This window comes from Undibacterium sp. RuRC25W, from assembly GCF_049339825.1.
GTDB lineage: Bacteria > Pseudomonadota > Gammaproteobacteria > Burkholderiales > Burkholderiaceae_D > Undibacterium.
The window spans coordinates 15,041-34,639 of record NZ_JBMPPD010000020.1 but is presented as its reverse complement, the minus strand read 5'-3'; the positions used below and the strand labels follow the sequence as shown (position 1 = coordinate 34,639).

Sequence of the window (19,599 nt, the reverse complement as noted above, 5' to 3'; positions counted from 1 at the left end):
CCGGCTCACAATGGCGAATTACCTCGTGAAGAGCAACGATCGATAGCACAACGAACGCCTATGTCAATTTTTTTGGAACGTATAACTTCAGCTAAATGTATGCTAACCAACAGAAGCCCGATGTGACTTGGCTTACATTGAATGTATGTGGCTGTTGTCCACATCAACTAAATAATGAAGGAGTTAGCCATGAGCATTAACAAGGATCAGGTAAAAGGAAGAGTTGAAGAAGCCAAAGGTAAGGTCAAGGAAGTTGTTGGTAAAGTCGCTGGTGATAAGGAACTGGAATTGAAGGGTAACATTCAAAAAAATGTAGGGAAAGTTCAAGCGTCGGTCGGCGATGCAAAAGAGAGCATTGTGAAGTCCGTAAAAGCACTCTGATCAACAGACGAACGGTACCAGCGATACAATTTAGGTGTCGCTGGTCTCCTTAAAATAGAAAATTGGACCAGTTATCAGTTACTTCGTCCGCTCGATCATATACGCCACTGCCGCTTTGATCTCTGCATCACTGCAGCTACTGCAAGAGCCTCTGGCTGGCATTTGTTTGTAACCATGTAATGCATGCTCAATCAGAGTATCTGGGGGTTGTTTCAAACGAAGCGTCCATGCTGACTTGTCGCTGATTTTCGGGGCACCGCTGATTCCTGTCACATGACATTCTGCACACATCAGGTTAAACACCGTCGCGCCGGAGCGGACAGTAGTTACCGTGGCTGGGGCTGCGAGCACCCCTTGTAGGTGAAGAAGCGGGATTAACGTCAATACGAATCCAAGTAAATTTCTCATTGAGAACCAATCATTTTCCGGTGACATTTCTGACTCATCAATAAAATGAAAACCACATAGCGAAGCGGGAACATCGCCTGTCAGCCTACGAATTACAAACAATGCCCCCCAGAAATTTAGCATGAAACCACCACGAGGGTCTCGCGCCCCGTCAAAATACAGGTTCGCGCTACCAATATGTCAGAGCAGGTCAATCTCGGTTTAGCGTGATGGCGACAGATAACAAGGCCGCAGCATCCATTGCGGCAATACGTCCTTCATCTGTCGGAATCACCCAGATTTCTTGCTGACTATCCGCTGCATGGATCGATGCAATCGCGTCACCTCGCGCGCTCATGTTTTTCTGAGGGTCGATTTTCAAACCAAGATAAGTCAATCCGTTGACGACATCTTGGCGTAACTGCGCATCATGCTCACCGATGCCACCGGTAAACGCCAATGCGTCGACACCATTGAGACAGGCAACTAAAGCACCAGACTCTCTGATCACCCGATACGTGAACAAATCAATTGCAGCCTTCGCTTGCGGTTCCTGATTTTGACGCAATGTGCGCATATCTGCCGAAATACCAGAAACGCCGAGCAATCCAGACTCTTTATACAGCGTTTTCTCGATCCGTTTGGCATCCCAACCAGCCTGAAGTAAATGCAGGATAATTCCTGGATCAAGTGCACCGCAACGCGTTCCCATCATTAAACCATCTAAGGCTGAAAATCCCATAGTAGTTGCAATACTCTCACCGTTGAACATGGCGCAAGCGCTGGCGCCATTACCTAAATGCGCCATAATCACGCGACGTTTGGCCTGTTCCGATCGTTGCATGAGACGCCCAGCGACATAGCGGTAGGATAATCCATGGAAGCCATAACGACGAATCCCGCTTTCACGTAATTCCCGCGGCAAAGCCACGGTACGCTCGTTGAGCGGCAAGTTGGCATGAAATCCGGTATCGAAACAAGCGATTTGTGGCAAATCAGGATACGCCTTTTGAAACGCCACGACCCCTTCAAGATTATGTGGCTGATGCAAAGGCGCTAATGGATTAAGACTTTCTAGATAAGTTAAAGCAGTCGCATCAATAATCACCGATTGTGCATAGCGATCACCACCGTGGACAATCCTGTGCGCCACAGCAATAACTTTCATTGAGGCACTATGCTGTTCCAGTAACAAACGCAGACTGCTCAATGCCAAAGCAAACCGATCAGTTTCATCTGTCGCATCTCCAACTAATGGAAATACCTGTTTTTTACCGAGGAGATCCATGGAGATGGAGGGATGTCCACCTGGTTCTAACCCCTCCACGACACCTGATAAGTCTGCCGCATCAACTAATGCATGATGCACTGGATATAAAGCAAATTTTATCGATGACGAGCCTGCGTTCACCGCAAGAATCGCGCGCTCTTTCATAGTGCATTCTTTCTGTATTCATGTGCTAACAGCTTCACCAACGCGGCAGAAGCCACACGAGAGCTGGGCCCATCTGAACGGCTCGTCAGCGCAATCGGTACCCGAGCGCCTAAAACGACACCGCAGGTGGCGGAACCGGCGAGATATTCAAACTGCTTCGCCAGCATATTGCCAGACTCAAGATCAGGTACCATCAGAATATCGACATCACCGGCGACCGGCGAATCGATTCCTTTAATACGTGCGGCTTCGGCAGAAATAGCGTTGTCGAAAGCTAGAGGGCCATCAACAATTGCGCCTTTGATTTGCTGACGCTGCACCATTTTGCATAGCGCGGCTGCATCAATGGTGGATACGATTTTAGGATTTACCGTTTCTACTGCCGATAAGATGGCAACTTTGGGGTGAGAAATGTTGAGCGCGTGAGCGAGACCAATCACGTTTTGTAAGATATCTGCTTTTTCCAGCAAGGTCGGCGTAATATTGAGCGCGGCATCAGTCAGCAGCAATACCTTATGGTACATCGGCACATCGAGGTGAAACACATGTGATAAACGGAATTTTGTCTTTAGACCGGCGCAATGGACAACGGCCGACATGAGTTCATCTGTATGCAGACTGCCTTTCATCAGTGCCTCGACCTGGCCTGCTGCCGCTAATTCAACCGCTTTATCTGCTGCAGCATGGCTGTGGGCCACATCAATAATTTCTATACCGCGTAGATCTAGATCAGCAGCGCTGGCGACAGCGAGTAATTTTTCTTTAGGCGCAACTAATACCGGAATAATCAGCCCCTCTTTTGCGGCATCTAATGCACCTTGCAATGAATCGACATCACAGGGATGCACCACCGCACAGCGGATTGCAGGTAACTCTCTGACACTGTCAACAAGCGCTTTTTGCCTCGCACCCAAATCAAACAACGCCATCGTTGGTAAGCTCGTTCTTGGACGAGTCACGCGCTCAGTTGGGGCAATCACTAGTGCATTGCCGTACACGACCTTGACACCGTGTTGATTAACAATCTCACAATCTAGCGTCACTCGTTTTTTTTCATCCTCTTTAGCAATCACCGTCGCCGAGATCGTTAACGTATCACCGATCCGCACAGGTCTGGAGAAATGGAGATTTTGCTCAAGATAAATCGTGCCTGGGCCAGGCAAGCGGGTGCCCAAAATCGTTGAAATTAATGCCCCACCCCACATTCCGTGGGCGATAACACCATGAAACAAGGTATGTTCAGCGTACTCTTTATCGAGATGAGCCGGATTGACATCGCCTGAAATTGAAGCAAACGCCTGAATATCTGCCTGTGTCAGCGTTCGGGTCTGGGTGGCGGTCTGGCCGATGGTAATGTCGTCGTAGACTACATTTGAAATCATTGCCTGATCATGATTGACTGGGTAGACCGGATCGTTCATTGTGTATTCTCCGTGATAGGTCAGAAGGAATTTCTGTCAGCAAAGTATTAATTGACGATGTGGTAGCCACCATCCACATACAATGTCTGCCCCGTCATTCCTGACGACGCATTACTAATTAAAAAGGCGGCTAACTGGCCGACTTCCTCCACCGTTACAAGGCGTTTGAGCGGAGAGCGTTGGATAGCTTTTTCCATCAACGAGTCAAACTCAAGCAAGCCTGATGCAGCGCGGGTTGGTAGCGGACCCGGCGAAATTGCATGTACCCGTATGCCCTTCTCGCCCAACTCCGTCGCAAGATATCGTACCAGCGATTCCAACGCTGCCTTCACCGGCCCCATTACACCATAATGCGCAACGGCTTCATCCGCACCAAGGTAAGTCATCGTAATAAGACTCGCATCGTGGCTAAGATGTGGTTCGCACAATTTGGCTAATTGTGCGAATGAATGACAGGAGATATTCATCGAACGTAAAAAGCCAGCACTAGAACTATCAATCACACGACCGTGCAGATCATCCAAGGGTGCCCAGGCAATTGAGTGAATAACAAAATCTAACTGTCCAAAATGGGCTACGGCCTGTGCCACCAACGCCGCCAATGCCCCCTCTTCCTCCACATTGCAGATCGCCAATGGCACGTTAAGCTGATCTGCCAAGGGTTTGACATAGGGTTCCGCCTTCTGATTAACACAGGAAACTATCAATTGCGCTCCCATTGCGTGAATGACATTAGCACAGCCGTAGGCAATGCTCTGTTCGTTTGCCAGTCCGACGATCAGACCGCGTTTGCCCTGCAAAGAAAAGACTGCATTTTTTTCTGCCATGTTGCTACCCATTTAGATAAGTGATGTAGAAGAATTACATAGAAAAATGTTACATGGAGGTGCTCGATGGTGGACTTTATCGAAGTACCTTATTGAAGTATCTTATTGAGGTATCTTATTGAGGTACATTAACCAAATTGTTTTTTAAATTTCAAAATCGTCGCTGTACTGACCAGAACACCAATCAATAAAATACCAAAAAACATAGGCCATAACACCATTGCACCTGCACCTTTCATCAAAATGCCATAGCTTGCATTAATGTAGTAATACAAAGGAGATGCATACATGCCAAGGCGCATGATGGTCGGCATTGCCTCCGGAGGCGTCCACGCACCGGACAAAAACATCATCGGTGCCAGAATTAAAATCACCATCATTCCAGCCTGGGCCATATTATTGGTCACGGTTGCAATCAGAATGCCAATGCCCGCCAAAGTGCTGACGTATAAGATACTTAAAACAAAAAATAAGACCAGACTGCCAACGACCGGAATAGAAAAGACTGGCACCAGAATACCAAACAACCCTAAGGCAATACCTCCCAAAATCACCGCAACCATGGCAATAACTTTGGGTATCATAATCTGCAAAGGTGACAACGGTGAGACAAGTAATTGCTCGATCGTTCCGCGTTCTTTTTCTCGAACCATCGCTGCGGCAGGCAACAACATCGAAAACAAAGTCACCACGTTCAGTAACTCCGATATCCCCATAAACCATGCATCATTCTGGTTTGGATTGAACCAGACCCGTGTTGCATTATTGATAGCTGGTGCATCAATCCCGCTGGTATTAAGCTCAACGCCTGCGCGTACTAACGCTTGCTCCAACCCGTAGCGTGCAATGATTTGCGTTGCATCCACGGAAGCCAAGAAACCTTGCACAGAATTAGATGCATCGATTTGCAATTGAACTGATTTTTGCTCCCCCCGTGACAATCCGGCACCAAAGCGTGGTGGAATATCGAGTACGGCCATCGCTTTGCCATCATCTAATAATCGCTGCCCTTGGGCAGCGTTACTAATACTACCTAACCATCGAAACTCTGGCGGCATAAAACGACCCGCCAATTCCCGCGAGGCAACGCTTCGGTCGATATCGAACAGTACAAGTGCGGCATTGTTAAGCTGGAATGACACACCAGATGCGGCGTTGTAAATATCCGCAGTAAATGCATAAATAACGAATATCAGCAAAATAGGATCGCGTAGCAGTTGCAATAATTCTTTCCAGGTCATTGCCTGCAAGCGACTCCACCAAACGCGGTTAAATATAAAAATCATGGTCGGTATCCAGTCTCAGATCTCAGCGATCAGGACGTTTATGAAATGCCAGAAATCCGGCAGTGAACAATACTGTGGCGTAGAGAGCCAATATCAGCATGTCCATCCACAGTGATGTAAATCCAACCCCTTTCAGAAAACTTCCAATGACAATTTCTGCGTAATACATCCCTGGCAAGATATGTGCGATCACGGTAGCAGCGGCAGATAATGAGGGAATTGGAATGATCATGCCAGAATACAAAACGGCAGGAACAACAGTAACGATGGAAGTTCCGACCATCGCCGCTACCTGTGTATTGACCACGACCGACACCAGCAAACCGATACCGGTTGTGCAGATAACGTACAAAATTGTCGAGAGTAAAAAGAAAAGAGGATCACCTCTGAACGGTGCACCGAAGAGCAACAATGCAAACGCAGCTAACGCACAGGCGTTCACGACCGAAATACCAACATAAGGTAATAGCTTACCAATCAGATATTCGCCCCTCGACAACGTTGACGAGTACACGTTATAAATTGCCCCAGACTCCTTTTCCCTCACCACGCCAAGTGCAGTCAGAAAAGGGGGAGACAACATCAGAATCACCATAATCAGCTTAGGTGCCATTGACCAGATACTTTTAACTTCCTGGTTATACAAGTACCGGGTCTCTAGTTTTACCGGCTGTGCAGCACTGCGGACGCCCGCTTCGCTCACGCCAGTCAGTGAAGATATATAGGCTGCCAGATTATCCAGATTGATCGCCGCATTGATCGCATTGACATAGCCCTTTGCTGTCAGCGCCCGAAATGGAAATGTGCCATCAATCCACGTCTGCACGGCAGCCGATCTGCCACCACGAATATCTGCTCCAAACTGTGGTGGAATAATAATCACCGCACGCAGGCTATTATCAATGAGCAACTTCTCGACGTCTTTTTCACGCTGGGCGTAACCCTGAAACGAAAAATAACGTGAGTCCGTAAAATGGTGCGCATAGTCCCGTGAAGTCACCGACTGATCGTAGTCAACAATCGCCAACGGAATGTTTTCAACATCCAGCGATAAGCCGTAACCAAACAACAGCATTAATAAAGACGGAACAATAAATGCCAAAGAAAAAAATAAGCGATCACGGATAATTTCGCGCCACTCTTTATACGCAACGACGCGAATACGACGCAAATTCATGACTGTCCTCCTTGCGCATCTTTCATATCTTGCGCTTCCAAGCGCGTCACAATATGGACAAAAACGTCTTCCATCGACAATTTTCTGGGTGATAGTCTGAGCATGCCAAGTGGTGTAAGTAAGTCTGTAATATTCTTCGTATCACTCTCCAGATTAGGCAGTAAGACGTGTAATTGCGCTCCAAATAAAGCCGCACTGCTATAGCCAGCACTCTGCAACAGATCAAGTGCTGCCTGGGGATCTGAGGTTTGTATCTCGACTAATTTTCCGGCTTCAGCTTCGACATCTGCCTTTAGCTTATCCGGAGAGGCATCCGCCACCACCCGACCAGAATACATGAGTGCAATATGGTCGCAATGTTCGGCTTCAGACATATAATGGGTGGTCACCAAAATTGTCACGTTTTCTTCGCGGGACAATTGAAATAACACCTCCCAAAAAGCACGCCTACCAACTGGATCCACACCCGAAGTTGGCTCATCGAGGAACAACACCTGTGGTCGGTGGATTAATGCACAACCTAATGCAAGCCTTTGCCTTAATCCCATTGGCAAACTACCTGTCAGCACTTTTCCAAATGGGCGCAGTCCTGCCATATCCAGAATCCAGTCCATCCGTGCGGTCGTTTCTTTGCGGGTCAGACCATAGATCCCAGCATATAAACGGATGTTTTCCAACACCGACAAATCCAGATACAAAGAAAAGGCCTGCGACATATAACCGATACGTTCACGGATCTGCCGACCCGATGTACGCACGTCCGCACCAGCAACGTGCCCTTTGCCGGATGTCTGACTTAAAATGCCGGTAAGCATTTTGATTACCGTACTTTTCCCCGCGCCATTAGCGCCTAGCAAACCAAAAATCTCTCCTTGAGGGACCTTGAAACTGACCTCATCAACGGCTTTAAAGTCACCAAAAGTACGACTCAAATTCTCAGCCTCTATCGCCAACCCCTGGTTCTGATGTCGTTCGGCGGTGGTCGTCTCTGGTTTTTTTGGGTCGGAATGATCGAGGTGTTTCTGTCTTAATAGCGCAATGAACACATCTTCTAACTCAGGCTCAAGGACATCTACGTGCTGTTGCGGTATTTCAGCAAGACAAGCCATGACTTCCGCCGTTGCTTTGACGGGATCTGCTTCGTCCACAAATAAGCGCATTTCCTGCCCCAGAACTTCCATCTGCGGAAATCGTTGAGACAAACGCTTTACTGCATCTACCTGCTGGGTGGATTCACTGCAAGTACTGCTGACAATCGTGCCAACCGCCAGTGCTTTAATCTGTTCGGGATCTCCCGAGGCCAGGATTTTTCCGGCATTCATCAGGGCGACCCGATGAAAACGACTCGCCTCATCCATATAGGCTGTTGAAACGAGCGCCGTAATTCCTTTTTCTTTCAAAAGACGCGCTAAGATACTCCAGAACTCACGACGAGAGACCGGATCAACACCTGTTGTCGGCTCATCCAGAATAACAAGTTTGGGCTCATGAATTAAGGTGCAGACCAAGCCCAGTTTCTGCTTCATCCCACCCGATAAATTTTTCATCGGACGATCACGAAAGCGATCCAGCCGTGTACTACGCAATAAAGCTTCTTTGCGACTACTTAATTCTTCTCTGGAGAGCAAGCGCAAGCCACCAAAGTAGTCAATATTCTCTTCGACAGATAAATCGCCATACAGATTCTGCCCCAATCCTTGAGGCATCAGGCCAATTCTATCTTTTACGATTTCACTCGACTTTTCAGAATCAATAAGACAATCAAACACCCTTAATTCGCCTGCATCCTGCGCCAAGACGCCAGCAATCACCTTTAGCAAACTACTCTTGCCAGCGCCATCAGGCCCAATCAAACCGTAGATTTCGCCCTCATGCACTTGTAACGATACGCCGTCCATAGCAACACTGTCGCCATAGCGTTTCATGAGATTTTTTACGTCCACAACCGGACGTGGCAATGCCACCACGTTGATCTCAGATAACCCGCTTGTCCCTTCAGATTTCATCGTCAGCGCCGGCATCAGTTCCAACGTGGCTTTTGCCATAGCGTCGTTTCTTTCCAGCGAATGACGGCATCAGCCGGTATACCAGGTGTCAGTTTATGTTCAGGATTTTTAGCGATTACCAACTTGACTGCATAAACTAATTTAACTCGCTCATCTGTTGTCTGTACCTCTTTAGGTGTGAACTCTGCACGTGAAGATATGGTACTGACGGTGGCATCGTAAAATTGATCAGGTTGAGCATCGGTATAGATTCTGACTGGCAGCCCCAGGCGTAATTGTCCTATTTTTGATTCAGGTACATAGACCTTTAAATACAAGTGATCGAGATCGACAATCTCTAACACAGCCCCGCCCGGCATAACAACTTCACCTGGTTCGCGTAATCGCGTCAACACCACGCCATTACCTGGCGATTTGATAACTAGATCAGACAACACGGACTCGGCTTCAGTGACGGCTGCGGCAGCACGATCACGCTGTGCCCGGAGTGCATCCACATCTTGTTGTTTCGCTTTAATCTTATCGTTACCGAGGCCCGCTTGTGCCAACCCCTGCCGAGCACGATTCGCAGCTTCCTTGGCCGCATTGACATCGGACTGTGCTACCTGCCAGGCAAGATCAGCCTGTTCATAGCGGTGACGCTCGATAACGCCACGTTCAAACAACTCTTTGTTACGCTGTGCATCCAGTTTTGCTTGCATCTCAACAGCACTTGCCTTGGCCACCATTGCCTGCGCCTTACTCAGACCAGCATCCGCCACACTGACGCCCATCGGCACCTCTCTTTGGGCAATATCAAGATTTGCTTTTGCGGCACGCAGTTGCGCATCAGCACCTGCAAGAGCTTGTCGTGCCTGCTCAACCTTAGCCTGAAAACTCTCGTCCTCCAATTGAGCCACAACCGCACCAGCTTTCACGGTGTCGCCTTCTTTGGCAAACATTTTGCTAACACGGCCTGGATATTTTGCTGCGGCAACGATACGATCACCTTCGATACGGCCATTAGCGGCAATTAGTCCTTCTGGCAGTTTCCGGCTCTCGGCAAAATAATAGATCAGACCAATCCCGATCACTGCAGCGGCGACACCAATGAGCACAGGACCTAATAATTTATTTTTGTTTTCCATGTTGACTTTCTACGTGTTGCTGCTTAGTTGAAATGAAAATACTCACAGAGAACCAGCAGCGTACTGGAGTTGCAGACGCGACAATTCGCGGTCATACACTGCGTTATCACGGTTGGAGCAGGCTTGTAAGCGACTTGCTTCTGCATCCAACACTTCGCTGTTTGGTCCTAGGCCAGAACGATACCGTTCACGTGCAAGGGCGAGGCTCTCATCGGCCTGCTCAACCGCTTTATCAACCAGTTGCATGCGTGCATTTGCTTCCTGATGCGAAAGCCAAGATTGCCGAACCTGAAGCGCGATGCGCTCACGTGTATCCTGTGCTACTTCGGCAACAGCCTGTGCATTAGCGGCTAATTCGGATGCCTGATGGCGGACTAATCCGGCATCAAACAGATTCCACTTCATGACCACACCGACCCACCAGCCTTTATCTTCGGCGAGGTATTTATTTTCTAACTTGCTATACCCTCCGCTGACACCAATTTGCGGCAGATGCCCAGCTCTAACACTGGAGGCCTGCTGTTGATACGCCTCACTTTGTTTCGATAATTCTTGTAACTCAGGTCGCTGCGCATTGGCCGACTGCAACAAAGAAGGCAGATCCATACCACTATCTCGAAGAGACGCTTCGCTCACATCTTGCAATTCAACTGGTTGCTGATAAGGACGGCCCATCCAGCGGTTATATGCAGCACGGGTAAGTTCTAAGGCATTATTTGCCTGCAATCCAAGCTGCTGCGCATTGGCGAGAGCAACCTGGGTCGCCAGCAAATCATGTTTAGCAACGTAACCATGGGCAAACAACGCCTGCACATCAGATGCATGTCGACTGACCGCGCTGGAGTAACTGGTCGCCACAACGACCGCATGTTCCGCCCGCAAAACAGCGATATAGGATTGGGCAATCGCTAGTTTGAGCTCGCTACGGGTGAGATTTGTGTGCGCGAGGCTAGCATCAGCCATGGCTTTAGCAGCAGCGACACCTGAAGAAATTTTACCGCTGGTAAAAACAGGCGCCGAAATAGTGACACCACCGTAATATGCTGAATCCTGCGCAAACGGCAACGCAGCCCCCTGCAAGAAAGGCAAGCTAGGAATGGACAACTTTGCAGCGGGCTCATATTCGGTGCGTAAATAACCCGTCTCAAGCGTGACTTTAGGAAAGTAATTCGCTTCTGCGGCAGCGACCTGATGCTGTGCAGATTGTTCCTTGTATTGCGACGCAGCAAGTGTGTGATTTCTAGATAAAGCGGTCGTCCACGCTTGTTGCAAGGTCTCTGCCGAGCAGGTGCCGAAACTCAGAGTGAAAAGTTTAATATAGATCAAACTTTTTGCAAGTAATGTTATTTTGACGGAATTTGAGCACTTTTTACCTCGCGAATGCAATTTTTCGTCGCTACGATGATGGCTTCGATCATCTCGTTGTGAGACCATTTTGCCAGGGTAAGATAGAGTGAAATCAACGTTTCTCATATTGGTACCTAAAGATAGTCATCACAGTGTATTGCTGTGTATGCACAATCAAATTGATCAGAATCAATTCCTATCATGATTAATTTTGCAACAATCAAGAACACCTTGGATTGACGCAAAATTATGTCGGCAAAGCATGGTAACGAAAGAAGTACGAAACCCATCATCGAGCCCATATGTTTTTGTGTAAGTCCTGACTACCTTTAAAGGAATCCAGATGAGCGACAACCCAGTTGAACCAGCGCACGTACCCGTGAAACCAGGATCGGTACAGTCTATTCAAGAGATGTCCTATCTAAACGAGAGAAAATCACCTATTCACCCTCTCGATATGGCCTTGCAAAACCATATCGCCAAGTTAACGGGAGGTATCTCGCCGGCAAGTATCAGCTTGGCATGGATGGATTGGGCAATGCATCTGGCAACCTCTCCTGGCAAACAAATGGAATTAGTAGGTCTGTTACAACGACAAGCTGCTGATTGGCCGCTTTTTTTAAAAGAGAGAATACTGCAGGCGGCAGGGGTTAATAGCGATCACATTAGCAATGTCGATGATCAGCCCAGAGCGTCGGATACCCGCTTTGCTGATCAAGCATGGGCTCATTGGCCCTACAACGTCATGAGTAAAGCGTTTTTACAATCGCAGGATTTCTGGCAACAAGCAACGTCTGGCGTGCGCGGGATGACGGAACATCATGAGGACGTCGTCAACTTCATGTCCAGACAGTTACTGGACGTCGTTTCGCCTTCAAACAGTCCTTTCCTCAATCCCGAAGTCATTGAAGCCAGCAAAAACAGCGGCGGCAAAAATCTGGCTTCCGGTTTTGTTCATTTTTTGCAAGATCTGGGAATGGAATTTCCTTACAACACCGAGCATGACAAGGATATAGAACAACCACGCTATCAGCCTGGGCACGACGTCGCGACAACACCTGGTCAAGTAGTGTTCAGGAACCACATGATCGAGCTGATTCAATACGCACCGCAAACCAGCAAAGTCTACGCAGAACCATTGCTGATCGTGCCTTCATGGATCATGAAATATTATATTTTGGATTTATCGCACCACAACTCTATGGTGCGCTTTCTGGTTGAACAAGGTCATACGGTTTTCATTATTTCTTGGCGAAATCCTGACAAGGATGATCGTAATCTCGGTATGGATGATTATGTCGAACAGGGCTTATATGCAGCACTTTCTGTCGTCAACAACGTGACAAAGGGACGTGCTATCCACGCCGTAGGTTATTGCCTTGGCGGTACCTTGTTAGCAATCGGTGCAGCCGCAATAGCCAGGGAAAATGCGAACTCTCCCGTTGACCATAAGCCCATTGCTGAGATCGCCAGCGTGACCTTACTTGCTGCACAAACAGATTTTAGCGAACCGGGTGAACTGGGTCTCTTCATCGACGAAAGTCAGCTGGCAATGCTTGACGCATTGATGTGGAAACAAGGCTATCTGGATGGTAAGCAGATGTCAGGTTCTTTCCAGATCCTCAATTCGCGTGATCTAATCTGGTCAAAAATCATGCGTGATTATCAATTAGGATTACGTAACGAACCGAACGATCTGATGTCATGGAACAGTGATACCACACGACTGCCATATCGGATGCATAGCGAATACCTGAAGCATTTATTCTTGCATAATGATTTAGCGAAAGGGCATTACGAAGTCCACGGAAAAGCGATTGCACTCAACGATATTCATGTACCAATGTTCGTCGTTGGCACCGCAAAAGACCATGTATCACCATGGCGCTCTGTGTATAAAATTCATGTCCTCACGGATACGCCAATCGAATTTATCCTCGCATCTGGCGGTCACAACGCGGGTGTCGTTTCCGAACCGGGACACGCCCATCGTACCTATCAGTATTTACCAGAAAGCATACGCAACAAAACCTATAACGATCCTGATGCGTGGCAAGCCGAAGCAAAAACAGAACAAGGATCATGGTGGGTATACTGGCAACAATGGCTGAAAAAACATTCGGATGAAAAACAGATTAAAGCCTTGCAACCGCACACAGATAGCGATTTAGGTGCTGCGCCAGGCACGTATGTCTTTGAAAAATAACGCCAATGGACTGTTCCTTTCAAATAATCTCTCCGACCTGAGTCAACTTGAGCATCAATAAGTAATCTCTATTTTTGCTCAGGTTTCGTGGAGTTGGCGCAATTAGGTATGGTAAAGATTCGTCATGCTGTCGTAATAAATTTTAACGTTATTGCGACCACTTGCTTTTGCATAATACATCGCCAGATCAGCACTTTTTGCCAACTGGACTTCATCTTCACCATGTTCTGGGTACACAGCAACGCCAATACTCGCAGACAATTGGTGGTTTTGCCCTGCAACGTCAAAAGGTAAACTTAAAGCGTGACAGATTTTCTTTGCTAGCAATTCTGCATTTTTATGATCGCCAATATCGAGCATGAGCGCGATGAACTCATCACCTCCGATCCGTCCAACGGTATCAGCTTCACGAACGCAATCAAGCATACGTTTAGCGGCTTTTTGCAAAATCGCATCACCAACGGCATGTCCGTATTGATCATTGACTGGTTTGAACTTATCGAGATCAATAAACATCAATGCTAGCCGCGTATGATTTCTTCGTGCAAGTGCCAGCCCTTGCTCTACGCGTTCAAAAAACAAAATACGGTTGGGTAAATTAGTCAGACCATCATGATGCGCCAAATGAGCCAAGCGTTCATTGGCGTGCTTACGTTCAGTAATGTCGAGTTTGACAGCAATATAGTGCATCAACTTATTGTTCTCATCGACTACTGGTGAAATATGTGCCTCTTCCCAATACACATCACCAGATTTTCGGCGGTTAATCAGTTCACCTTTCCATGATTTACCCCTTGATAAATGAGTCCACATATCGTGATACGTATCAGCAGGAGTAAGTCCCGATTGTAGAATTTTCGGAAGTTGACCAAACGCTTCTTCGGCTGAATAACCCGTCTCTTTGGTAAATTGAGGATTGACATACTGAATACGGGTATCAGTGCCGGTGATGATGACTGAAGTCGGACTATGTTCGATTGCCATCGACAGTAGTTTTAGTTTAAGCTCCCCCGCCTTTAAATCAGCGACCGTTTTTCCTAGACGTCGATTTACTCGAAAAATATATAACGTAACGATGCCTACAACACAGACCAGCGACAGTGCTATCGCAATGATACTGTTGACGAGAGTATAGTTTACTGCTGGATTGTAATCATACAGAAAATGATCGAGAGAATAGTTTTGAGGAAGCATGCCGAGGTCGGCATAGGTATCCGCAATATGTTGCCAACGACCTGGATTCATGTAACCCACTGCGACAAGATCGTTACGCATCAGATCTGTTATCTTATCTGCCTCAAAGCGTAAAAAGCCTAGGGTATTACGACTATCTTTATGGCTGTACTTTTCTAAAATCAAGTGGGCAATTTGTTCTTTATGCGAGAGCGCATATTCCCAGCCGCGCATACTTGCATCACGAAATTCCTGAACCCGTTTAGGATGTTCTGCCATTTCCTTTTCGGAGGTAAATAAATTATCGCCGTAGAAATCAATGCCAGCGGAACGGGGTGTAAAAGTTTGATATGAATAGTGTGCCTGATCAAGAAAATAAGGTTCGCTAATTGAATAGGCCGACATCACATCTGCCTTGCCAGCCATGAGATCTTGCACGTCAAAACTATGATTTTTCCAGTGAATACTATCGAGGGGAACGCCCTCCGCCTTGAGATACGCAAGCAATTCTTCTGAGTGTGGCTCCAGCATGATCCGTTTATCCTTAAGATCATGAATGCTTTGGAACGCTGTACTATTTTTGGCAACGAATATCTGTGGAGAATGTTGAAATACGACAGCAATCACAACAACTGGCTTGCCGGCTTCCCGTTCGAGAATCAGACTGCTAGTGCCAACACCAAAATCCGCGCGCCCTCGTGACACCTCATCGCTGACATTAATGGTAGGATCAGCTTCACGGATATCGACATCGAGCCCTGCGCGTTCATAGTAACCTTGTTGCTTTGCCGCGTAGTAGCCAGCAAACTGAAAGGCATGTGTCCACTTCAGTTGCAAACTGACTTTTTCAAGCGCATAGACAGATGTAGCGCTACATGGAAAGAATAAGACGATTAATGTGGAACACAGTAGGCTTTTAAAGCGATTCATGGTTCACGCACCATTCAAATGCACCACATAAAATGATTTTCACGCTGAGTGACGAAGCGCCGTCAGCGCTGGCTATATTGAAATTTGATGATCAACTAAAAGTTGCAATGAGTAAACAGCAAAATAACGGGCGTATCAATTTAATTCTATATCAATGATATTAATGAATAAAGTCCAAAAAGCGACAAACAACATAGTTTTACATTTGTAGTCGTTTGCGGATACGACTCAGTGCTTCGGCAGTGACACCCAGATATTGCGCTACATCTTTTAATTGAATTCTCGCTGCCACCGTAGGATAGGTTTTTAAAAATGACTGGTATCGTGCTTCAGGTGACATTGTCAATAGCTCACGTTCGCGCAAATCTTTTCGAACGATATGCCATTCCAATAATTGACGTATCGCTCTTTGCCAGACTGGGTAAGCATCAGTTAATCTCTTCATCGACACTGAGTCGATTTGTTCGATTTCACACTCTTCGACAGCCGTGGCGAAATAGTCTGTCCTCAACCCGGCAATAAGCACATTTGGGCAAGCAAAAAAGTCCCCTTCGCCAATAAACGACTTAATCCACTCATGACCGTCCTCACTGAGGTAGGTCAACTTAACGATTCCACTACGAACGACGTAAATATGTGGTTGCCACTCGTCGGCAGCAAATATATCCTGACCTTTAGCTATGTAGAGAAGCTGAAACGAGGCGTTGAGAACTTCCCACTCAGGCAAGGCTTCACCCGCTGCACGCTCCATTAATACTCGGGTTTGCTGCATCATTTTTATTCAACTTCAATTAATAAGTCAGGTTGTTTTAACAAGTATTTACGTTGCGACTTTTGCAGCGACTTTTGCAGCGACTTTAGCGGCAGTTTTGGCAATGGAAAACGTAAAAAACTCGCGCAAAAAATTCCTTGCCATTACCCGCACTCTTTTTAAAAGTAACAAACCTGATCAGCATCCATGTTATCCATCGGTCAACCGTCAATCTGCGTAGCGTGGTGCCCGAATAAACCATAAAAAAATGACGAGAAAAGTAACGAACTATAAGCCAAATATAATCTTTTGTTTCCTACCATTAGCGCGATGAAATTATACCAGTGTTCAACTTCTATTCTCAAAGGATGAAGGTAAAAGCGATACGATATCGTGTCTTGGCGCAGATCATGTGTAGCCCCTGCTAGCAACCTCTTATATTGATAAACTTTTACCACCTAAAATTTAAAAAAAGCACCTGCAAAAGCTTTAACATTGATACGATTTATTTCGGAACACACATTTTTTTTACAAAAAAATGGCAAACGCCATGAGTCATGTCAGACCAGTAAATTGCCTTATCTTTACATGTAGGATAGTATTCTTATCGCAGATTTTCAGAGATTTTTGTTATTTTCATGGTGCAAAGTTCGTGTTCTACGACCTTCCTCTTATCGCCTAGACTGGCATATAGTTCATCGTACTCGTGTTTTTATCATAACCTCAGCAGGTTCGTAGAATTCTCCGCATATCAGCTTAAAACATTTTATTGTCAATTTTCACTACTCAAAAATAAGCACTCTATATGCAACTCATCCACGCACAGTCTCTAGAAAAAGCAAAGAAAATTTTGTTTATTACGCATCTAGCGATTGGCGACTTTACCTATTTACAGAATTTTTTCAGCGCATTCGCGCGCGCGTATCCACACATTCAAATTGATATCTGGATTGATGAAGTACGCCGTACATCAGAGCCTGCGAAATGGGAATTTCTTAAAAAATATTCACTCTACGACTGGGCCGAATATTGTCCTTTTTTTCGCAAAGTGTATCGCCGTACTTATAGCCCTGACTTGTTGCAGGAATCCATTGTTGAAGCACGAAATGAACAGTATCCTTTGATCGTTTCTTTGGCAACGCTGAGACCACATATCTATGCCCGTCTAGCTCGTGAAGTCGGACCAAATGCCTTTACTGTTGGCATCCGTGGGAAATCCAGATGGTATGCACCGTGGGATATCACAGCCTACAAGAGGCTAGATGCGACTTTCGTACCGTTTAAGACACCCAAGACTGGATATCATATTACTGATGTGTATGCAGACTGGTTTTTGCAATTAAGCGGTCTAAACGTATCGACTGAAGACCGCCTCCCTTTTGTCCATATTCCTGACGAGTGGACTGATTATGCGGCGCAACAGTTACAGGACTGGGGAATCACATCCGAGCGCGTTAGACAAGGCGACAAGATCGTCTTTATCAATGCCTTTGCTAAAACAAAAAAGCGCTGCTGGCCCCTCAAAAATGTCGCTGAATTAGTGATTGCGATGCGCGCATTGCCGCAATGGGCTACTACACACTTCATCATCAATGCCGTCCCGCAGGAGTTAAAAAACGTAAAGATGGTATTCAATGAGTACAAGTTAAACAATACTTACGTATTTAGCGCAAACGAGAATTTCTTTCAGTTGCCAGCGATCTTAAAACGTTGCGATCTGATTATTTCCGTAGAAACGGCGGTAATGCACTTAGCCAATGCGGTGCATGTCCCCGTCATTGCGCTGATGCGCCAAAAGAATCCCGAGTGGGTTCCAATTGATCACGATAACAGCACCGTCGTCATGACTGATCGACGTAGAGAATGGGTCGACGCTATTCCAGTCGCAAGAATAGTAGACGTATTAAAAAAATAGAAGTAATAGCGCGGTACCAGAAAAACAACCCAATTTATGACAATTCAACTTGTACCAGCAGATTTACTTGCGAAAGCAGACAAAATTCTATTTGTCGCCCATCTTGCACTCGGTGACTTTACGTATATGCAGAACAGCTTCCGCGCATTTTCGCGCGCCTATCCACATATTAAAATTCATTTGTGGATTGATGAGTTGCGTCGCACCCCAGATCAGAGTCAATGGGAACATCTACGTAAGTATTCGCTGTATGACTGGGTCAATTCCTGCGATATGTTTGCCAAGGTCTATACCGAAACATATAACCCCCCATTGTTCGAACAATCGATCAAAGAGGCGCAGGCAGAAGCGTATCCGATCGTTGTTTCGCTTGCGGTTCATAATCGACATCGTTACGTCAACCTCATCCGCAACATCAGCAAGGATGGTTTTATTGTAGGACAAAAGAAACGCGTTCGCTTCTTGGATATCAGAAAACACTATATCTACAGCAAACTCAACGCATTTATTCCGGCCTACAAAGTAACCCGCGAGCAGCAAGCGGGCAAACTCGATATTCCCCATATCAGTCGTATCTATGCTGGGTGGTTTCATCAGTTATTCAATTTAGATATTCCAACAGCGGATCTGTTCCCGTTTGTGACGATTCCTCAGCAATGGCACGATGATGCCAGTCAGCAAATTGCAAACTGGGGATTTTCTGCGGATGAAAAAATCGTTTTTCTGAACAGTTTTTCTAAATCACGTGACCGTACCTGGTCATTAGAGCGCATCTTTGAGTTAATCATCAAAATGAAAAAACTTGAAAAGTGGTCTGGCGTCAAATTTGTGGTCAACGTCGTACCAGAAAAGTTGCCAGAGGCACAGGCAATGCATGCACAATATCAGCTTGGTGGCGTACAACTGTTTAGTGCTGTCGAGAATTTCTTCCAGCTTCCTGCACTGTTAAGCCGATGCCACTTAATTATTTCAGTTGAAACTGCGGTCATGCATCTGGCCAACGCAGTGAATGTTCCCGTCATCGCCTTAATGCGACTGACGAGCCCTGAATGGGTACCGATTAATGCGGAGATCACAACGCTGGTGAAAGTATCCAATCGCAAAGCGTGGATTGATGATATTTCAGTAGATCAGGTCGTGGCCGCCTTGCCATAGAATGCTGAGACAAAAAAGGGGAGCAAATCGCTCCCCTTTTTTTAATGTTTTACGCCCACGAACAATAAAGCCGCA

Annotated in this window: 14 protein-coding genes and 2 pseudogenes; 4 read left to right on the top strand and 12 right to left on the bottom strand. The window is 46.5% G+C overall.

Annotated elements, in window-relative coordinates:
* The first annotated feature begins 189 nt into the window (after nt 1-189).
* Complete coding sequence (locus ACO0KV_RS10715) at nt 190-381, top strand: CsbD family protein (protein WP_423042519.1); 192 nt, start codon at nt 190-192, stop codon at nt 379-381.
* Between the two features lie 78 nt (nt 382-459).
* Here ACO0KV_RS10715 and ACO0KV_RS10710 read toward each other — a convergent pair whose 3' ends face one another.
* The 10 genes and pseudogenes from ACO0KV_RS10710 to ACO0KV_RS10665 form a co-directional block, all read right to left on the bottom strand.
* Nucleotides 460-912: a c-type cytochrome gene (locus ACO0KV_RS10710; RefSeq protein ID WP_423042518.1), complete on the bottom strand. Its 453-nt coding sequence runs from the start codon at nt 910-912 to the stop codon at nt 460-462.
* A 67-nt stretch (nt 913-979) separates the two neighbouring features.
* Nucleotides 980-2,203 (bottom strand): acetate/propionate family kinase, encoded by a 1,224-nt coding sequence (locus tag ACO0KV_RS10705; protein ID WP_423042517.1) that lies wholly within the window; start codon nt 2,201-2,203, stop codon nt 980-982.
* On the bottom strand, nt 2,200-3,624 hold the full coding sequence (locus ACO0KV_RS10700) for a bifunctional enoyl-CoA hydratase/phosphate acetyltransferase (RefSeq protein ID WP_423042516.1): 1,425 nt from the start codon (nt 3,622-3,624) through the stop codon (nt 2,200-2,202). Before ACO0KV_RS10700 ends, ACO0KV_RS10705 begins: the two co-directional genes overlap by 4 nt.
* Nucleotides 3,625-3,671: 47 nt before the next feature.
* Nucleotides 3,672-4,451 (bottom strand): enoyl-ACP reductase FabI, encoded by a 780-nt coding sequence (gene fabI, locus ACO0KV_RS10695; RefSeq protein ID WP_423042515.1) that lies wholly within the window; start codon nt 4,449-4,451, stop codon nt 3,672-3,674.
* 128 nt (nt 4,452-4,579) lie between these two features.
* Nucleotides 4,580-5,737: an ABC transporter permease gene (locus ACO0KV_RS10690; protein ID WP_423042514.1), complete on the bottom strand. Its 1,158-nt coding sequence runs from the start codon at nt 5,735-5,737 to the stop codon at nt 4,580-4,582.
* A 22-nt stretch (nt 5,738-5,759) separates the two neighbouring features.
* A complete protein-coding gene (locus tag ACO0KV_RS10685) occupies nt 5,760-6,914 on the bottom strand; it encodes an ABC transporter permease (protein WP_423042513.1) in 1,155 nt (384 codons plus the stop codon).
* Nucleotides 6,911-7,867, bottom strand: a pseudogene (locus ACO0KV_RS10680) (ABC transporter ATP-binding protein); the annotation flags it as partial. The gene ACO0KV_RS10685 and the pseudogene ACO0KV_RS10680, both read right to left, overlap by 4 nt.
* 510 nt (nt 7,868-8,377) lie before the next feature.
* A pseudogene (locus ACO0KV_RS10675) lies at nt 8,378-8,812 on the bottom strand (ATP-binding cassette domain-containing protein); the annotation flags it as partial.
* A 122-nt stretch (nt 8,813-8,934) separates the two neighbouring features.
* Entirely contained in the window at nt 8,935-10,047 is a 1,113-nt protein-coding gene (locus ACO0KV_RS10670; RefSeq protein WP_423042512.1) for an HlyD family secretion protein, read from the bottom strand.
* 42 nt (nt 10,048-10,089) lie between these two features.
* Complete coding sequence (locus ACO0KV_RS10665; RefSeq protein ID WP_423042511.1) at nt 10,090-11,373, bottom strand: TolC family protein; 1,284 nt, start codon at nt 11,371-11,373, stop codon at nt 10,090-10,092.
* A 364-nt stretch (nt 11,374-11,737) separates the two neighbouring features.
* On the opposite strand from ACO0KV_RS10665, the gene ACO0KV_RS10660 reads away from it, so the two are divergent.
* Entirely contained in the window at nt 11,738-13,600 is a 1,863-nt protein-coding gene (locus tag ACO0KV_RS10660) for a PHA/PHB synthase family protein (protein WP_423042510.1), read from the top strand.
* Between the two features lie 102 nt (nt 13,601-13,702).
* Here ACO0KV_RS10660 and ACO0KV_RS10655 read toward each other — a convergent pair whose 3' ends face one another.
* The gene (locus tag ACO0KV_RS10655; protein ID WP_423042509.1) at nt 13,703-15,703 is read right to left on the bottom strand and encodes a diguanylate cyclase domain-containing protein; all 2,001 of its coding nucleotides are present in this window, start codon (nt 15,701-15,703) and stop codon (nt 13,703-13,705) included.
* Between the two features lie 199 nt (nt 15,704-15,902).
* A complete protein-coding gene (locus tag ACO0KV_RS10650; protein ID WP_423042508.1) occupies nt 15,903-16,478 on the bottom strand; it encodes a Crp/Fnr family transcriptional regulator in 576 nt (191 codons plus the stop codon).
* Between the two features lie 781 nt (nt 16,479-17,259).
* On the opposite strand from ACO0KV_RS10650, the gene ACO0KV_RS10645 reads away from it, so the two are divergent.
* Together ACO0KV_RS10645 and ACO0KV_RS10640 are read left to right on the top strand one after the other, a co-directional pair.
* On the top strand, nt 17,260-18,369 hold the full coding sequence (locus ACO0KV_RS10645; RefSeq protein ID WP_423042507.1) for a glycosyltransferase family 9 protein: 1,110 nt from the start codon (nt 17,260-17,262) through the stop codon (nt 18,367-18,369).
* A gap of 36 nt (nt 18,370-18,405) precedes the next feature.
* A complete protein-coding gene (locus tag ACO0KV_RS10640; RefSeq protein WP_423042506.1) occupies nt 18,406-19,524 on the top strand; it encodes a glycosyltransferase family 9 protein in 1,119 nt (372 codons plus the stop codon).
* Nucleotides 19,525-19,599: the final 75 nt, after the last annotated feature.

Excerpts from the sequence above, each read along its gene's own strand:
- ACO0KV_RS10715 (WP_423042519.1), top strand. The coding sequence starts at position 190 with ATGAGCATTAACAAGGATCAGGTAAAAGGAAGAGTTGAAGAAGCCAAA.
- ACO0KV_RS10690 (WP_423042514.1), bottom strand. The coding sequence starts at position 5,737 with ATGATTTTTATATTTAACCGCGTTTGGTGGAGTCGCTTGCAGGCAATG.
- ACO0KV_RS10705 (WP_423042517.1), bottom strand. The coding sequence starts at position 2,203 with ATGAAAGAGCGCGCGATTCTTGCGGTGAACGCAGGCTCGTCATCGATA.
- ACO0KV_RS10660 (WP_423042510.1), top strand. The coding sequence starts at position 11,738 with ATGAGCGACAACCCAGTTGAACCAGCGCACGTACCCGTGAAACCAGGA.
- ACO0KV_RS10710 (WP_423042518.1), bottom strand. The coding sequence starts at position 912 with ATGCTAAATTTCTGGGGGGCATTGTTTGTAATTCGTAGGCTGACAGGC.
- fabI (WP_423042515.1), bottom strand. The coding sequence starts at position 4,451 with ATGGCAGAAAAAAATGCAGTCTTTTCTTTGCAGGGCAAACGCGGTCTG.
- ACO0KV_RS10670 (WP_423042512.1), bottom strand. The coding sequence starts at position 10,047 with ATGGAAAACAAAAATAAATTATTAGGTCCTGTGCTCATTGGTGTCGCC.
- ACO0KV_RS10645 (WP_423042507.1), top strand. The coding sequence starts at position 17,260 with ATGCAACTCATCCACGCACAGTCTCTAGAAAAAGCAAAGAAAATTTTG.
- ACO0KV_RS10640 (WP_423042506.1), top strand. The coding sequence starts at position 18,406 with ATGACAATTCAACTTGTACCAGCAGATTTACTTGCGAAAGCAGACAAA.
- ACO0KV_RS10655 (WP_423042509.1), bottom strand. The coding sequence starts at position 15,703 with ATGAATCGCTTTAAAAGCCTACTGTGTTCCACATTAATCGTCTTATTC.
- ACO0KV_RS10685 (WP_423042513.1), bottom strand. The coding sequence starts at position 6,914 with ATGAATTTGCGTCGTATTCGCGTCGTTGCGTATAAAGAGTGGCGCGAA.
- ACO0KV_RS10650 (WP_423042508.1), bottom strand. The coding sequence starts at position 16,478 with ATGATGCAGCAAACCCGAGTATTAATGGAGCGTGCAGCGGGTGAAGCC.
- ACO0KV_RS10700 (WP_423042516.1), bottom strand. The coding sequence starts at position 3,624 with ATGAACGATCCGGTCTACCCAGTCAATCATGATCAGGCAATGATTTCA.